This is a genomic window from Hymenobacter arcticus (assembly GCF_054779975.1).
Genome location: NZ_BAAGXF010000013.1, coordinates 1 through 15,726, shown reverse-complemented (window position 1 = coordinate 15,726; position 15,726 = coordinate 1). Strand labels below are relative to the sequence as shown.

12 protein-coding genes are annotated in these 15,726 nt (G+C 62.3%); 6 read left to right on the top strand and 6 right to left on the bottom strand.

Going from position 1 to position 15,726, the window contains the following annotated elements; translation table 11 throughout:
- Positions 1-45: 45 nt before the first annotated feature.
- Positions 46-1,260, top strand: a complete 1,215-nt coding sequence (locus ACYVGC_RS18595) for an alpha/beta hydrolase family protein (protein ID WP_460585357.1) — start codon at positions 46-48, stop codon at positions 1,258-1,260.
- Between the two features lie 304 nt (positions 1,261-1,564).
- On the top strand, positions 1,565-5,143 hold the full coding sequence (locus tag ACYVGC_RS18590) for a T9SS type A sorting domain-containing protein (RefSeq protein WP_460585356.1): 3,579 nt from the start codon (positions 1,565-1,567) through the stop codon (positions 5,141-5,143).
- Positions 5,144-5,349: 206 nt separating this feature from the next.
- Here the strand turns inward: ACYVGC_RS18590 and rocF are convergent, their stop codons facing one another.
- Positions 5,350-6,333: an arginase gene (gene rocF / locus ACYVGC_RS18585; protein ID WP_460585355.1), complete on the bottom strand. Its 984-nt coding sequence runs from the start codon at positions 6,331-6,333 to the stop codon at positions 5,350-5,352.
- Positions 6,334-6,549: 216 nt separating this feature from the next.
- Between rocF and ACYVGC_RS18580 the strand changes: the two genes are divergently transcribed.
- The 4 genes from ACYVGC_RS18580 to ACYVGC_RS18565 all read left to right on the top strand — a co-directional run bounded on the left by ACYVGC_RS18580 (position 6,550) and on the right by ACYVGC_RS18565 (position 10,518).
- Positions 6,550-7,971 carry a type III PLP-dependent enzyme domain-containing protein gene (locus ACYVGC_RS18580; RefSeq protein ID WP_460585354.1) on the top strand — a complete coding sequence of 474 codons (1,422 nt, stop codon included), beginning with the start codon at positions 6,550-6,552 and terminating at the stop codon, positions 7,969-7,971.
- 134 nt (positions 7,972-8,105) lie between these two features.
- On the top strand, positions 8,106-8,252 hold the full coding sequence (locus tag ACYVGC_RS18575) for a hypothetical protein (protein WP_460585353.1): 147 nt from the start codon (positions 8,106-8,108) through the stop codon (positions 8,250-8,252).
- Positions 8,253-8,469: 217 nt separating this feature from the next.
- The gene (locus tag ACYVGC_RS18570) at positions 8,470-9,786 is read left to right on the top strand and encodes an OmpA family protein (protein WP_460585352.1); all 1,317 of its coding nucleotides are present in this window, start codon (positions 8,470-8,472) and stop codon (positions 9,784-9,786) included.
- Between the two features lie 93 nt (positions 9,787-9,879).
- Positions 9,880-10,518, top strand: coding sequence for a DUF4304 domain-containing protein (locus ACYVGC_RS18565; RefSeq protein WP_460585351.1), 639 nt, complete (start codon positions 9,880-9,882; stop codon positions 10,516-10,518).
- 4 nt (positions 10,519-10,522) lie between these two features.
- Here ACYVGC_RS18565 and ACYVGC_RS18560 read toward each other — a convergent pair whose 3' ends face one another.
- The 5 genes from ACYVGC_RS18560 to ACYVGC_RS18540 all read right to left on the bottom strand — a co-directional run bounded on the left by ACYVGC_RS18560 (position 10,523) and on the right by ACYVGC_RS18540 (position 15,578).
- Positions 10,523-12,928, bottom strand: coding sequence for a transglycosylase domain-containing protein (locus tag ACYVGC_RS18560; RefSeq protein ID WP_460585350.1), 2,406 nt, complete (start codon positions 12,926-12,928; stop codon positions 10,523-10,525).
- A 51-nt stretch (positions 12,929-12,979) separates the two neighbouring features.
- Positions 12,980-13,417: a hypothetical protein gene (locus ACYVGC_RS18555; RefSeq protein ID WP_460585349.1), complete on the bottom strand. Its 438-nt coding sequence runs from the start codon at positions 13,415-13,417 to the stop codon at positions 12,980-12,982.
- 33 nt (positions 13,418-13,450) lie between these two features.
- Positions 13,451-13,840 (bottom strand): hypothetical protein, encoded by a 390-nt coding sequence (locus ACYVGC_RS18550; RefSeq protein WP_460585348.1) that lies wholly within the window; start codon positions 13,838-13,840, stop codon positions 13,451-13,453.
- Between the two features lie 427 nt (positions 13,841-14,267).
- Entirely contained in the window at positions 14,268-15,065 is a 798-nt protein-coding gene (locus tag ACYVGC_RS18545; RefSeq protein ID WP_460585347.1) for a ferritin family protein, read from the bottom strand.
- Positions 15,066-15,077: 12 nt separating this feature from the next.
- Complete coding sequence (locus tag ACYVGC_RS18540) at positions 15,078-15,578, bottom strand: hypothetical protein (protein ID WP_460585346.1); 501 nt, start codon at positions 15,576-15,578, stop codon at positions 15,078-15,080.
- Positions 15,579-15,726 lie beyond the last annotated feature (148 nt).

The following is a 15,726-nucleotide window of genomic DNA, read 5'->3' as shown; positions in this document are numbered from 1 at the left end:
AGGTAGCGTTAGCAACCCAGCTTTTCTCCTCTAAATCTGGCTTACGTGTCGTTATTCAGCTTCCTCCTTTTACCTAAGTTTCCCCGTGCCCTGGGGCTTTATGCCGCGCTGTTGGCTGCCCCAGCCTGTAAAAACAACGCGCCCGACCCCGTAGCCGCCGCCCCGGCGGCCGAAGCTACCGTACTCACGGGCAGCACGTTGATTGGCGAATACAGTACTACTACGCTGGCCGGCCGGGTAGCGTCGGTACCACTGGTGGGCGCGCTGGCGCAGTACCCCATTCGGGTGTACCGCCTCACCTACCACACCCATACGCCTGATGGCCAAGAGACTACGGCCTCGGGCGCGGTACTGGTGCCGGTGACTACCACGGCGCTGCCGGTGCTTAGCTACCAGCACGGCACGCTGCTGCCAACCAGCGAAAACCAGGCGCCTTCGTACTACGCGGCGGGCAGCGACGTGTGGTCGGTGGTGTCGGTGCTGGCCTCCACGGGCTACGTGGTGTCGGCCCCCGACTACCTGGGCTACGGCGCTAGCAAGGCCCTGCCCCACCCCTACGAGCACGCCGCCTCGCTGGCCTCCACCTCGGCCGATATGCTGCGCGCCGCCCGCGAGTTTTGCCAGCAGCAAAAGGTTAGTGTCAACCAAAAGAACTTCCTGCTGGGCTACTCGGAAGGCGGCTACGCCACCATGGCGCTGCATAAGCTGCTGGAAGAGAAGTACGCCACCAAGCTGCCCGTGGCGGCCAGCGCGCCCGGCGCGGGGGCTTACCACAAAACGGCCTTCGCCCGCTACATCCTGAATACCACGCAGCCGCTCAGCTTTTTGAGTACCTACGTGTGGGTGCTGCGCACTTACGACCGCGTGTACGGGCTCAACCGGCCCTACTCGTTCTACTACCAGGCGCCCTACGCCGCACAGCTTCTCGCCGACCCGTTTTCGGACGTGCCGAGCCTGGCCAGCCAGCTATTTGCCACCTCGTTTCGGGAGGCCGTGCTGAATAATTCGGACGATGCGCTGAATAAAGCCCTGGCCGACAATGATATCTACGACTGGAAGCCCGCCGCGCCGCTGGCCCTGTTTCACGGCACGGCCGATGACTACGTGCCCTTCTTCAACTCGCAGGACGCCTACGATGCCATGCAGCAGCGCGGGGCCACGCAGGTGGAGTTGCACCCTATTCAGGGAGGCAACCACTTTTCGTCGGCCACGGCTTACACGCTGGGGGCATATGGGTTTATCAGCCAGTATAACAGGTAGTTACAATTAGCCCAACTACTTTCGTAAAGTAGGTGCTCTAGTGCGTCTAGCTGCCATTCTAGTAGAGAGCCCCTGTTTCGATAGCAGGGGCTTTTTTAGTGGCCAATAAGTCCAAAGTATTATTATCCCGTTACTAAATTTACTTATTCATTGAACACATTAGCATGTCGGCTAGCTTTGGTGCTGAAAATCTTCACCTTACCTACACCAACCGTTTTTCGACTTGCATATGCTTTTCCCATTATACTCCTTTTTAAACCTTCTTCCGATTTGCTCACGGCGCTGGCTACTTAGTGGCTTAGCGTTGCTGTTGCCCCTGCTGAGCTGGGGGCAAACCCTGATTGCCGGGCAGAATTTTGAGGCTACTCCTGGTACGCCCACGGCAGCAGTCACACTGGCGGGCGGCACCTTCTCGTCGGGCAATTCTGGCAGCAACGATAGTCCGCCGGGGGCTCCCTTATATAGCCAGGGCGAACGGGCCTACGGCGTTACCAACGGGAGCGCCACCATTACGTCGAGCACCAACCTTGATGCGAGCGCCTACGCCAGCGCCAGCCTGAGCTTTCGGCTGGCCTCGTTTTCCATCAGCAGCACCACGAATGGGGCCGAAGCTGGCGACCGCGTAACGCTGGCCATCAGCACCGATGGCGGGGCCACCTATGTGAACCAGGTAATTGTGAGTGGCAACTCCAACGCGCGCTGGAGCTTCGGCACCGGCACCGGCACTGCTAGCCGGGCGTATGCGGCCACGGTCAACACCACCGTTACGGCACCCGCGGGCGGGGGCAGCCGCACCAACGACGGCTACTCGACGGTGCTGGTTACGGGCATTCCGAGCACGGCGCAGCTGCGCTTCCGCATTACGCTGCTCAACAACGATACGGGGGAGCGGTGGCTAGTAGACGAGGTGCAGGTGCTGGGCAACGCCGCCGGCCCCACCACGCCCACCCTGGCCGCCGACCCCACCAGCCTCAGCGGCTTCGGCACAACGGCCGGGACCTCCTCGGCGGCCCAGACCTACGCCCTGACCGGCACCAATGTAACGGCCGCTACCACCGTAACGGCCCCCACGGGCTACGCCGTATCGCTGGATGGCACCACCTACGCCGGCAGCGTAAGCGCCCCGGCGGCGGCCGTGAACAGCCCGGCGGGCCAAACCATTTACGTGCGCCTGACCGGGGCCACGGCCGGCTCGCCGAGCGGCAGCGTAACCAACGCCAGCACCGGCGCCACCACCGTGAGCGTAGCCGTAAGCGGCACCGTAACCCCCGCCCCAGTGCTCACCGTCGCGGGCACGCTATCGGCCTTCAACGCGCTGGCCGGCACCGTCTCGGCCGCCCAGACGTATGCGCTGAACGGCAGCAACCTGAGCGACAACGTGACGGTAACGGCCCCCACGGGCTTCGAAGTATCGCAGGATGGCACCGCCTACGCGGGCACCCAGACGCTGCCCCCGGCCAGCGGCAGCGTGGCGGCCACCATCTCGGTGCGGCTGGCGGCGGCCACGGCGGCCGGCACCTACGGCGGCACCGTGCGCAACGCCAGCGCCGGGGCCACCACCCGCACCGTGGCCGCGAGCGGCACCGTGGTGGGCAAGCCCACCGGCACGCCCACCGTGGCGGCCGGCACCCTCACCTTCAACTCGGCCACCCTGACGCTGGGCGCGGCCGACGGCACCAACCTGCTGGTGGTGGTGCGCCCCGCCGGCACCACCGCCACCGCCCCCATCGACCAAACCACCTACCCGGCCAGCACCACCTACGGCGCGGGCACGGCCCTGGGCGCGGGCTTTGTGGTGCTAACGGCGGCCAACCCTACCAGCGTGGTGGTAACGGGCCTCACCCAGAGCACCGCCTACGTGGCCGACGTATATACCTACAACCTAGGCACGGCGGCGGGCTTCGAGAGCTACGGCCCGGGCAGCAGCTCGGCGGCGTTTACTACGCCAGTGCAGCCCCAGAGCGTGGCCGGAACGCTGCTTTTTGAAGATGACTTCGACTACGCCGCCAACACCGTGCTCAACACCCGAGGCTGGACCGTGCAGAGCAACACCGGCGTCAACGTTATTCGCACGGCCACCGGCAACGTTACCTCGAGTACCTACCCCCAGGGGGCCGCGCTGAGCACCGGCGGCACGTCGTCGCTGGTGAGCCTGACTACTTCGGGCGAAGATATTAGCAAGACGGGTACCCGCCCCACGGGCACCACGACCATCTATGGGGCGGCCGTTATCAACGTGAGTGCCGCCCAACCGAACGGCGACTACTTCACGGGCCTCACGCCAAACAGCACTACCTACCGCAGCCGGGTGTTTATTAAGAGCGCGGGCGCCGGCTTCGCCTTTGGCCTGACGGTGGGCAGCGAAACCGAAACCTACGAAGCGACCCCCACGGTCTTCGCATTCGGCACACCGTACGTGCTGGTGGTGAAGGCTGAAAACAGCGCCGCTACCAACAACCGCGATGTGGCCAGCCTCTACGTGCTGCCGGCGGGCACCGATATCACCCAGGAGCCCGCTACGCCGCTCCTCACGGTTGCCGCCACCAACACGGGCAACAGCGCCAGCGCCCTCAATACCTTTTTGCTGCGCCAGGGCTCGGCCAGCGCCGCGCCCACGCTCACCCTCGACGGCGTGCGCCTAGCCACCGGCTGGGGGGCGGCCATTGGCCGGCCCGTATTCACCGATGCCAGCGGGGTGCTGGCCGCCGGCAGCTACTACAGCCTGCGGGCCGCCGGCGTGGGCACCAGCGTGACCCTGAGTGGCGCGGCATTCCTCGAAAAGCAGCTCAACCTCGATGGTGGCCAGGTAGTTACCACTGCGACCAACCTGCTGACCCTGCGCGCCCGCAACATCATCGGCGATGGCTTCGATATCCTGGTGAACCCCGGCGGCACCAGCTTCGTCGATGGCCCCGTGGCCCGCGAGTCGGCAACGGGCGCGTCGCTGCTGTTTCCCATCGGCCGCAGCGGCAACTACCGCCCCCTCACGCTCAATATTAGCTCGTTTGCCGCCGGCACTACCACCTACACCGCCGTGCAAAATGAGGGCGCACCCGCCGACCAGGCTATCAGCTCGCCGCTGACCCGCATTTCGGGCGTGCGCTACTTCAGCATCACGCCCAGCCCGGTACCGGCGGCCAGCGTGTTCACTGGCACCGTGGCCCTCAGCTTTGGCGATGACGACGCGGTAACCGACCCCAGCCTGGCCTCCTTCGTGGTAGCCAAAAGCGACGGCGCGGGCTGGAACAGCATCGGCCGTGGCGTAAACACCGCTACCTCGCTCACCTCCGATACTTTTCAGGATTTCTCCGACTTCATCCTGGCCAGCACGGCCGCCGATGTTACCGTAAACCCGCTACCCGTGCAGCTCACCAGCTTCACGGCCGCCCGCGCCGCCCGCGGCGTGCAGCTCACCTGGGCCACGGCCACCGAGCTGGGCAGCGACTACTTTGCGGTAGAGCGCTCGCCCGATGGCCTCGCCTACGCCCACGTGGCCCAGGTAGCCGCCCAGGGCACCACCAGCCTGGCCCACCGCTACACCGCCACTGATGCCGAGGCCCCCGCCACACGGCTCTACTACCGCCTGCGCCAGGTAGACCGCTCGGGAGCCGTGGCCTACTCGCCCGTAGTGACGGTAGGGGCCCGCGCCGGGGCCCCGGCCGAGTTTGCCCTCGCCCCCAACCCTACCCGCGCCAGCCTCAGCTTCCTCACCGAAGAAGCCACGGCCTACACCGTGCGCAACCCGCTGGGCCAGGCCGTGCGCACCGGCACCACCCGCGCCGGCACCAACACCGTGGCCGTAGACGAGCTACCGGCCGGCATGTACCTCTTTGAGCTACACGGCCCGCAGGGCCGCGTAGTGCGGCGCTTCGTGAAAGAGTAAATTGTTTATTATTAGATACTTATGAAAACTCCCCTAAACCGCGTGGCTTAGGGGAGTTTTTGTATGGAAGCCGTTCTAGGCGTCGTGCAGACCGCAGGGGAGTATCTCGCGCGTGGCAGATTGAGTCAATCGTCGGCAATGAAGCGGGCGAGGTACTTCCCTGCGGTCTGCATGACATTTTTCTTATTCATGGCCTATTTGGCCAGCTATTCAGCACGCTCGCGCGCTACCTCCTCCAGCTGCAAGCGCCGCTCGATGGCCGCCGTGGCTTTTTCCAGGATGTTGAAGGCGTTTTTGGCCATCGTGTTTTCGTGGTCGAGCGTGGGGTTGATTTCAACCATTTCGAAGCACACTACCCGGTCGCTTTCGAGCAGGTCTTGGCACAGGTTTTCGGCTTCCGATAGGTACAGGCCCTTCTCCACCGGCGTGCCGGTGCCCTTGCTAAATTCCGAGTCGAGGCTGTCCACGTCGAAGGAAATGTAGATGAGGTCGCAGGTGCGCAGGTGCTCATAAATTTCGCGGGTAAGTTGGCGCGAGCCTTTCGCCTGAATCTCATCCAGCTTTATCCACTTGATGCCCAGGCGCTCAATCACGGCATCTTCTTCCTCCTCGGTATCGCGCACGGCCACGTACACCAGGTGCTCGGGGCGCAGCTTGGGGCCGGGCTCAGCCAGGTTTTGGAGGCGGCGCCAGAAAAACTCGGTGTCGGCGTCGGGCTGGTTGCGCTGGCAGGGCCGATTGTCTTCGCCCAGGGCGGCGGCCAGCGGCATGCCGTGCACGTTGCCGCTGGGCGTGGTGTAGGGCGAGTGAATATCGGCGTGCGCATCTATCCAAATGACGCCCAGCGACTTGTGCGGATACGCGGCCTTGATGCCCGCAATGGTGGCGTTGGCGCTGCTGTGGTCGCCAGCCAGCACCAGCGGGAACTCGCCAAAGCGCAGCGTCTGCTCCACGGCGTTGGCAATACCCTTCTGCACGGTATAAATGGCGTCGATGTGCTTGGCGTGCGCGAAGTGGTTTTTGTCGAACAGCACGTGGTTGAGGTCCTGCGTCACTACGGCGTTGTAGCGCCGGAAATAGTCGGAGCCCTTATTGAGGCAAGCCACGCGCAGGGCGTCGGGGCCCATGCTGGCGCCACGGGTGCCAGCCCCCAGCTCGGAGCGGACTTCAATGAGTTTAATGCGTTTCATGGGATGGGAAATAAAAAGTGGACATGGGTAGGCTGCATCGTGACGCAAGCCCCCTAAGCGGCCCGCGCGCGCTGCCTTGCGGCGCAAAACGCCGTAGCCATGTCGCTACTTCTTTCACCGAAACCCGATGCATGAGGCCGCTCGTTTGCGGCCCCCGGCGGTACTTTTGACCTGCCCGCCGTAAAGGTCGGAAACTGACGCCGATTTTCCTCTTCCATGGATACCTACCAGGACCTCATTACCCAAACTTTCGATTTTCCGAACGCCGATTTTCAGGTGCGCGACAACGAGCTGTTTTTCCACGACATCGACCTGATGACGCTGGTAAAAAAGCACGGCACGCCGCTGCGGCTCACCTACTTACCCAAAATCAGTTCCCAGATTCAGCGGGCCAAAAAGTGGTTTGCCGACGGCATTACCGAAACCGGCTACACCGGCTCGTATTCTTACGCCTACTGCACTAAGTCGTCGCACTTCCGTTTCGTGCTCGACGAAGCGCTGAAGAACGATGTGCACCTCGAAACCTCGTCGTGGTTTGACATCAGCATCATTCGCTCGATGTTTGCGCAGGGCAAGCTCACCAAGGATAAGTACATCATTTGCAACGGGTTCAAGACCGACGAGTACAAGCACGACATTACGGCGCTGCTCAACGACGGCTTTGCCAACTGCCTGCCCATCCTCGACTCGCCCAACGAAATCGACTACTACGCGGCGCACGTGAATGCCGATACCAAGGTGAAAATGGGCTTGCGCCTAGCCTCCGATGAGGAGCCGCGCTTCCAGTTCTACACCTCGCGCCTGGGGGTGCGCTACGCCGATGCGGTGCCCATTTACGAGCAAAAAATCAAGGACGACCCGCGCTTTGAGCTCACTATGCTGCACTACTTTATCAGCACGGGCATCAAGGACACGTCGTACTACTGGTCGGAGCTATCGCGCTTCATCCACAAGTACTGCGAGCTGCGCAAAATCTGCCCTACGCTGCAAACCATCGACATTGGCGGCGGCCTGCCCATCCAAACCAGCATTCAGCTGGAGTACGACTACCCGTACATGATTGCCGAAATCCTGCGCACCATCCAGCGCATTTGCGCCGAGGAGGGCGTGCCGGAACCCAGCATCTTCACCGAGTTTGGCATCTTTACGGTGGGCGAAAGCGGGGCCACGATTTACTCGATTCTCGACGAGAAGCTGCAGAACGACAAGGAGTTGTGGTACATGATTGATGGCTCGTTCATCACCAACCTACCCGATACCTGGGCCCTCAACCAGCGCTTTATCATGCTGGCCCTCAACGGCTGGAGCCGCCCCTACCACAAGATTCAGCTCGGCGGCCTCACCTGCGACTCGCAGGACTACTACAACTCGGAAAAGCACATCTACCAGACGTTCTTGCCGCAGCTGCAAACGCACCGTAATCAGCCGGTTAGCACCGAACCTATCTACGTGGGCTTCTTCCACACCGGCGCCTACCAGGAAAGCCTGAGCGGCTACGGCGGCATCAAGCACTGCCTCATTCCGGCCCCCAAGCACGTTATTCTTGACCGCGCCGAAGACGGCACGCTCACCGACACCGTGTTTGCGCCTAAGCAAGAGGCTACCAGCATGCTGAAAATACTGGGCTACAGCGAATAATAAAGCCAGCCCGTAGGAAGTTGGGAGGGTAATGAAGCACTATTCTCAGAAACCCGCTTGCGCCGTAACCACCTACGTGTCACCGGCTATTATCTTTGAAGTCTAACCGCGCCTCCCTAAATTTTACCGTTTTTATGAAGAAGCTCCTCCTCCTCGCCATTGGGGCCGCCACCCTCGGCCTCGGCGCCTGCAACAAGCAGACGTGCCCCGCCTACACCTCGACCAAGCAGACTGCTGCGCCCATCACGGCCAGCACCGCCACGGCCATCGAGCGCCAGTAGGTTTAGAGCCGGCTTTTTATCGGGAGCGCCCGGTCTGCACTAGCGTGCGGGCCGGGCGCTTTTGGCTTTGCGGGCCCTGGGGCGGCCAAGGCCCGCGGCTATTCTCATAAGAAACAGGAAGCATTGGTAAGCTTCGCAAAAATTGTTATTGGTCATTTTATAGCGCATTGATTGCTAATATCTTAGTTGGAGAAATTACCAATCAGCTTTTCCCGCTATGAAAGCCAACCTGGCCCAAACCGTTAAGTTCTGCTTTACCGAAGCGGTCATTACCCAGCTAGCCACGGCCCTGGGCGAGTCGGAAGAGCGGGTTAAAAATGGCCTGGCGCAGGCCGTGCCGCTCGTGCTCAACGGCATTGTGCAGCAAGCCGAGCAAGAAGGCAACCCGGCGGCCCTGCTGCACCGCGCCCGCGAAGTGGATGCCGCCATCACCTCCACCCAGTTTACCAACCTGGCCGATGCCAGCTGGTACGCGCAGGGCGGCCTCATTTTGGTTGAGCTGCTGGGTAGCACCTACGGGGCCACCAAGGCCCAGCTAGCCCACGAATCGGGCCTGCAGCCGCCCACCGCCGAGCGGCTGCTGCAGCTCGCGGCCGCCGCCGTGTTCGGGGTAGTGGGGCGCTTTGCCGCAGAAAACAACCTGACGCCCAGCACCTTCATTCAGTGGCTGCGCTGGCAAAAAGCGGATATCAGCGCGGCCATGCTGCCCACGCTGCAACCCCTGGACGGCGTGGCCCCACCCGCGCGCACCCCGGCCACAGTGCCCCCGCGCATGCTGGCTCCCACCCCGCCCCGCGCTATGCCAGCCAGCGGCCAGCCCATGGCCCTGGGCCTGGCCCCCGACCCAGCGCCGGCGGCTGGCACGGCCTGGCGCTGGCAGGGAGGCCTGCTGTTGCTACTAGCCGTGAGCCTGGGATATTTTTTTGGGCACGACCAGTCGCAGCCAGCGCCGGCGGCCAGCCTGGCCCCGGCCACGTGGCCGGGCACCGCCGCCGCTAAAGCGCCGGCGAGCGCCGCAGCGGGGCGCTACGACCAGAACCGCGACACCTATATCTACGACACGGGGCAACCCACGGTGCTCACCCTGGCCGATGGCAAAACCCAGAAAGTGGGGGCCAGCTCCACCGAAAACCGCCTGTACACCTTTCTGGCCACGCCTACGGTGCTGGTAGACTCGGTGAACCGCACCAAGGGCTGGATTAATTTCGACCGCGTGTACTTTGAAACCGGCCAGGCAACCCTCACGCCCGAGTCAGCGCAACAGCTGCACAACGTGGCCGATATTCTCAAGACGTTCCCGAAGGCAACGGTCAAAATCGGGGGCTACACCGATAGCTCGGGCGTGGCTGCCCACAATTTTCAGCTGAGCGAAGCGCGCGCCAAAACGGCCATGCTCACGCTGAGCACGCTGGGCGTACCCATCCAAAATGTGCAATTCAAAGGCTATGGCCCGCAGCACTTTATCGTATCTAATAATACTCCCCAAGGCCGGGCGCTCAATCGCCGCATCAGCATCCGGGTGGTTAGGAAGTAGCGGGTAGCCATTCGGTGAGGCTGCTGAGTGAAAGCGCCCGGTCTGCATTTTTGCGGGCGGGGCGCTTGTGTTATGCGCCGACCCCTACTCCGCATGACGACCGACCTCACCGCGACATTCAACGAATTGGTAAAGGACGTTTTGTGGCCTGCGTTTAAAAAGCTGGGCTACAAGAAGTCGGGCAATAATTTCCGCTACTACGATGCGGCGGGCTGGGGCAAAATTGTGCAGTTTCAAAAGTCGCAATTCAACTCAGCGGCTGAATTGTCTTTCACCGTCAATGTCAGCCTGTATCTACTAGACTATAATTACTATTTATGCGGCGAAACATCGGGGCAAACGTTTCAGGAGCCGGCCTGCGTTGTGCGTAGGCGTATTGGTAAGCTTGTAGGCAGTAAAGAAGACGAGTGGTTTGAGCTGACAGAGAGCTCAAACAAAGCACTATTGTTCAGACAGTTAGAAAATTATTTCACCCAATACGTTCACCCATATTTAGCGGCTGTTGAGAGCAAGCAGGCTATTTACGCACTGCTACTAGCCGGCCATCGTGCGGATTCTCCGTCCGCGCAAATTCATATGCTGTTTCAAGCTAACTATCGAGAAGCTGCGCTTGGGCTATTTAGCAAGGAGTTTACCCGGTCTAAACATAATAAATACTACCGCGCCACCCTGCGCAGCTTGGCCGCGGAACTGGGCTTACCCGCCGCCTTGTTGGCTGCGGAAGGGCCGTAGCTGGTTAGCGCACGCTGTCCTTGCCGCCCTGGTTTAGCTGGTTCAGCAGGTTGTCGGCCGAGAGCGTATCGACGGCCCCACCCCGCCGTTGGCGCGGCTCGTACTCGGTGTAGCACACGTACTTACGGTTGATTTTGGTGGGCGGCTTGGGGAAGGGACCGTAGTCGTAGCCCAGGCTTTTATCCTTATAAATACTCTCCATGTAGCGGCCGTAGATGGGCAGCGCCATGCGGCCGCCTTCGCCCTGCTGCGAGCGGAAAAAGTGGATGCTGCGGTCTTCGCCGCCCACCCACACGCCCGAAACCAGGTCTTTGGTAAGGCCCATGTACCAGCCATCGGAGTAGTTGGAGGTGGTGCCGGTTTTGCCGCCAATCTGGTTGTTTTTGCGCCACAGGTCCTCAAAATCCCAGAGGCCCTGCGAGGTACCGCCGGGCTCCTCCATGCCGCCGCGCAGCATGTAGGTCATCAGCCAGGCCGTTTCGGGCGAAATGGCGCGCTTCTGCACGGGGTCGAATTGCTGAATGACGTTGCCGTTGCGGTCCTCAATGCGCGTAATCAGCCGCGGCTCCGAGCGGAAGCCGTTGTTCATAAACGTCGAGTACGCGTCCACCATCTCGTACACGCTCACATCACCGGCCGAACCCAGGCCGATGCTCGGCACCGCCAGCAACGGGCTGGTAATGCCCACTTTATGCGCGTACTCGGCTACCTTGCCCCAGCCTACTTTCTCGGTCAGCTGGGCCGTTACGGAATTTACCGAGCGGGCCATGGCCGAGCGCAGCGTCATGTTGATGCCCGTGTATTCGCGGGTCACGTTGTCGGGCTGCCACTGCATGGGCTTGCCATTTTCGACGTAGTTGATGGTCACGCGCTGGTCGCGGATGCGGTCGCAGGGCGAGTAGCCGTTGGCCAGGGCCGTGAGGTACACGAAGGGTTTGAAGGTGGAGCCCGCCTGTCGCTTACCCTGGCGCACGTGGTCGTACTGAAAAAACCGGTAGTCGAGCCCGCCCACCCAGGCCTTAATGGAGCCCGTGTAGGGGTCCATCGTCATCATGCCGGCTTGCAGAAAGTGCTTGTAGTAGGCCAGCGAATCGAGCGGCGACATGACCAGGGTGGTATCGCCATCGTCTTTTTTCCAGGTAAACACCTTCATCGGGCGCTTGGCGTGCAGGGCCGAATCGAGGCGGGCGGGCTGGCCCTGGTAGCGGGCGGCGAGGGCCTTGTAGCTCTCGGTGCGCCGCATCTGGTTGTCGATGAAGTTGGGGATTTCGTTGCCGTCCTCGTCCACCCAGGGGTTCTGGTTGCGGTTGCGCCAGAAGTTGTCGAACTGCTGTTGCAGCGACTTCATGCGCTGGTGCACGGCCTGTTCGGCGTGGTCCTGCATGCGCGAGTCGATGCTGGTGTAAATGCGCAGGCCATCGCGGTACATATCGTAGCCGTGGGCTTCGCACCAGCGGTTCACGGCCTGGCTCACGCCGCTACGGAAGTACGTATCGGGGCCATCGATGTGCTTTTCTACTTGATAGTCAAGCACAATAGGCTCAGCTTGCAGAGCGGCTACCTCGGCGGGCTTGAGCGCGCCGGCCTGGCCCAGGCGCTGGAGCACCACGTTGCGGCGGCGGCGCGAGGCGGCCGGGTGAAACTTCGGGTTGAAGGCCGTGGGGTTGTTCAACAGCCCCACCAGCGTGGCCGCCTGCACGGCCGTGAGGCTATCGGGCGTAGTGCTAAAAAACGTCTTAGCCGCTACCTTGATACCGAAGGCGTTGGAGCCGTACTCCACGGTGTTCAGGTACATGCGCAGGATTTCGCGCTTGGTATAGCGGCGCTCCAGCTCCACGGCCGTAATCCACTCCTTGGTTTTGGCTACCACCGTGCCCACGCCGGGTATGTGGCTGAGCGCGCCCCGGTTTTCGGCCCGACGCGTTTTATATAAGTTCTTGGCTAGCTGCTGGCTGATGGTGGAGCCGCCGCGCTTATCGCCCCGCAGGCCGAAGTAGATGGAGGCAGCCAGCGAGGGTGCGTCAATGCCCGAGTGGTCGTAGTAGCGGGCGTCTTCGGTAGCTACCAGGGCCTTCACCAGCCAGGGCGACATCTCGCTGAGGCGCACCGGCGAACGGTTTTCGCGGAAGTAGCGGCCAATGAGCACGCCATCGGAGGTGAACACCTGCGAGGCCTGCTCCACCTTAGGGTTTTCGAGCTCCTCCAGGCTCGGCGACTTGCCAAACAGGAACAGGAAGTTGCTGCGCACCAGCAGCGGGTACGCCAGGAAGAAGCCTACGCCGATGAAAAAGAGCGTCCAGGCCACGCGCACCAGGCGGCGGGTACCCCGGCCGGGCCGTTTGCGGTTGGTCGCGTTGGGGCGGGCGGGCGTGGAATCGGAAGCAGCAGGCGGCAGTTTTTCGTCGGCCATGAACGGCAAATCAGGAGCGGAGAAGGGCAAAGATACCAGTTAGGCCCAACGCTAGGCCGCCCGCAGCAGTGCCCGGCGCAATCCGCGGCGGGAGCGGTAGCGCTGGTAGCCGATTTCGAGCAGCGCGGCCAGCGTAAACGTCAGCCCCAGGCCGTAGCTCCATTTTACGTAGCGCAGCTGCCGGGCCGTGGGCGCGTCGTAGGCCTGGAAGTAGAGGCTCAGCCCCCACAGCTCATCAATAAGCGTGAACACCCACACCAGCGCGGCCCCGCGCTGCCCCACCCGGCCCAGCACCATCACCCAGCGAAAGGCGTAGAGCACCAGACCCGGCACCGCCGCTAGCGCCAGCACGGGCTGGGCCAGCAGCAGCGGCACGCCCAGCAGCACAATGGTGAGGGTTTCTTTAGCGAGCTGCGCGGCGGCCAGCCCCCGGCCCAGGGTCGAGAGCAGCTTGGGCCGGGGGAGGGTGGGAGTGGTGAGATGGGTCATAGCGCGAGGCATTGGCGTCTGCCAAGTTAGGCGCTAGCGCCGCAGTACCAAGCCCTTAGCCCGGCACTGCCAGGTGAGGCCAATGAGGACCAAGCCTTTCAGGGAGTCGAGCAGCAGGTTGTCGGGCCGGCCGAAGGCCACGTAGATGCCAATACCGATACCCACCCACCACAACCCCAGCAGGTAACACAGCCCCGCGTAGCCGGGCCGCCCCTGCCACACCCGCCCAAACGCCAGCCCCGCCACGAGGCTCACAAACAGCAGAAACCACCCCGTGAGGTAGCCCAGAAATGCCGTATTGGGCCCATACTTCACCCCAAACTTGGCCAGCGTGAAGGCCGGGGCGAAGAAGGCCCCGCCGGTGAGCAGCAGCTCCAGCACGGCGGCAAGGGCAAGCACGAGCAGCAGCAGGGTTCGGGGCATGGCGCAAGATATAACAGGACTTACAACCAGCTAGCGCTATGCTTCTTGGGGAGTAGAAATTATGCGTCGAGGCTTCAAAAGCGAAAGAACTCACTGTTTGAAGAACCATTGTCAAAAATAATATTCACGTAGATGAGGCTAAAGCAAAAGTGACAACCTACACAAATGCACAACAGCAGCCCCTGCCCCACCTGCCCCGCTGTGCTACTGGCTTTGGCAGCGCCGATGGGTAGCGACGCCCAAAAAAACCAGCCGGCATTAACCAGCAACAACCCCAGCCAGGACATTATCGGGCCAGTTGCCGGCAACCAGGTGCTCAGCCAGCTCAGCGGAAAAATTAGCAGCAGCATCGGCGGCAGTAGGCCAGGCAGCAGCCAGATGCGCATAAAGACGTCGCCAACTGACTGTCTGCTCTTTACAACGTGCCTCATTGGGCGGCGCGCAGCTGCTGGCTGGGCCACTGCCAGGCACCGGCCGGGCCCGCTGCGGCCGGTGCCACCGGCTGCCCGCCGCGCACGGCAATGAGGCCGTCGGCGCGCTGCATGCGCTCGGTGCGGGCGTACTCGGCCGCAATGGCCGCGCAGAAGCTGAACAAGCCGTAACCGCCGGCTTTGAGAGCACTGCGGCTGGTGGCGTAGGCGGCGAGGGCCGCGCCGGCCATGAGGGTCCGGTAGGCCTGGCGGCGCAGCCACCCGCCCACCCCGCCGCGCCCCGCCGCCAGGTGTCGCAGCGCAAAGCACTGAAAATTGAGGTGCATCTCCTCATCGAGCATAATGCGCCGGCATATTTGCTGGAGCAGCCCCGAGTACGTGGCGCTAAACAGCGCCCGGTAGTACACGGCGGCCACTACCTCGGCCACTAGCAGCACGCGCAGCGTGTGCTCCAGGCCCAGCACCCGGCGCAGGCCCCGAAACGCGTTATCGAGCCAATGGCCCTTCAGGCGCGCAATGCCCTGCTGGTCGAGGAAGCGCCCCAGTACCGCCGCGTGGGTTTGCTCCTCCTTGATAAACAGGCACATAGCGGCCGTGTATTCGGGGTCGCCGAGCTGCTTGGCGCGGGCGTAGAGGTAGTGCCCCTCCGAGCTTTCGCCCCGCTGAAAGGTTTGGAGCGAAGCCCGCACGGCGCGCAGCTCATGCTGATTGAGCTGGTGCGGGTCGTCCCAGGCGAGGTCGGCGTAGTGGCCCTGGTTGGCCTGGAAGTAGGTCTTGAAATCGGTGAAGGTCATGCTGTTAATTGCTTAAGTCAATGGTGGAATGGATTGGCGCAGGCTGGCGAGGTCGTGCGAAGCGTATTCAGTTAACTTCCAGTGAATTATAGACGGTGCGCGGCCCCCGCGCCGGTAGTGCCGCCACAGGGCGGGCCACCGCTCGGGGGTGAGCACCACCAGCAGCGACAGCCCCACGCTGGCCAGCGACCAGTCGCCATTGCCCAGCATAAAGGCCTTTAGGTTTAGCTCATCGTCGGGCGTCATGGCGTAGCCCAGCAGCACGTGCTTGAGGTCGTGGTTTTCGTAGCCTGGAATGAGTTGCAGGTGGTGTGCGGCCAGCAAGTCGGCCACGGCCCGGCCCACCGTGCCCAAGGGTAGGCCTCGCAAAAGCTGTTGCTGCGCCCGCGTGCCAGCCGTGCCATAACGAAAGCAGAACGCCGGAATGAGCACCCAGCTGAATAGACCTTCGATAAGCTGGCGCACCAGCCGCTGATAGCCATTTGGCGGCGCAGGAGTGATGAAAGGCGACATAGCGGGCAAAAAAGCAGCCTAAGCAGCTTAGGGTTAAGCAGTTTGTTTGTTAGCTCAGAAAGGATAGTTGGCTTAGAGGCTATCCAAATAGGCAATTATACCAAGTGATTCGAGCGCAGGCAAAATGGAGCATGGCGAGGTAGTTTTC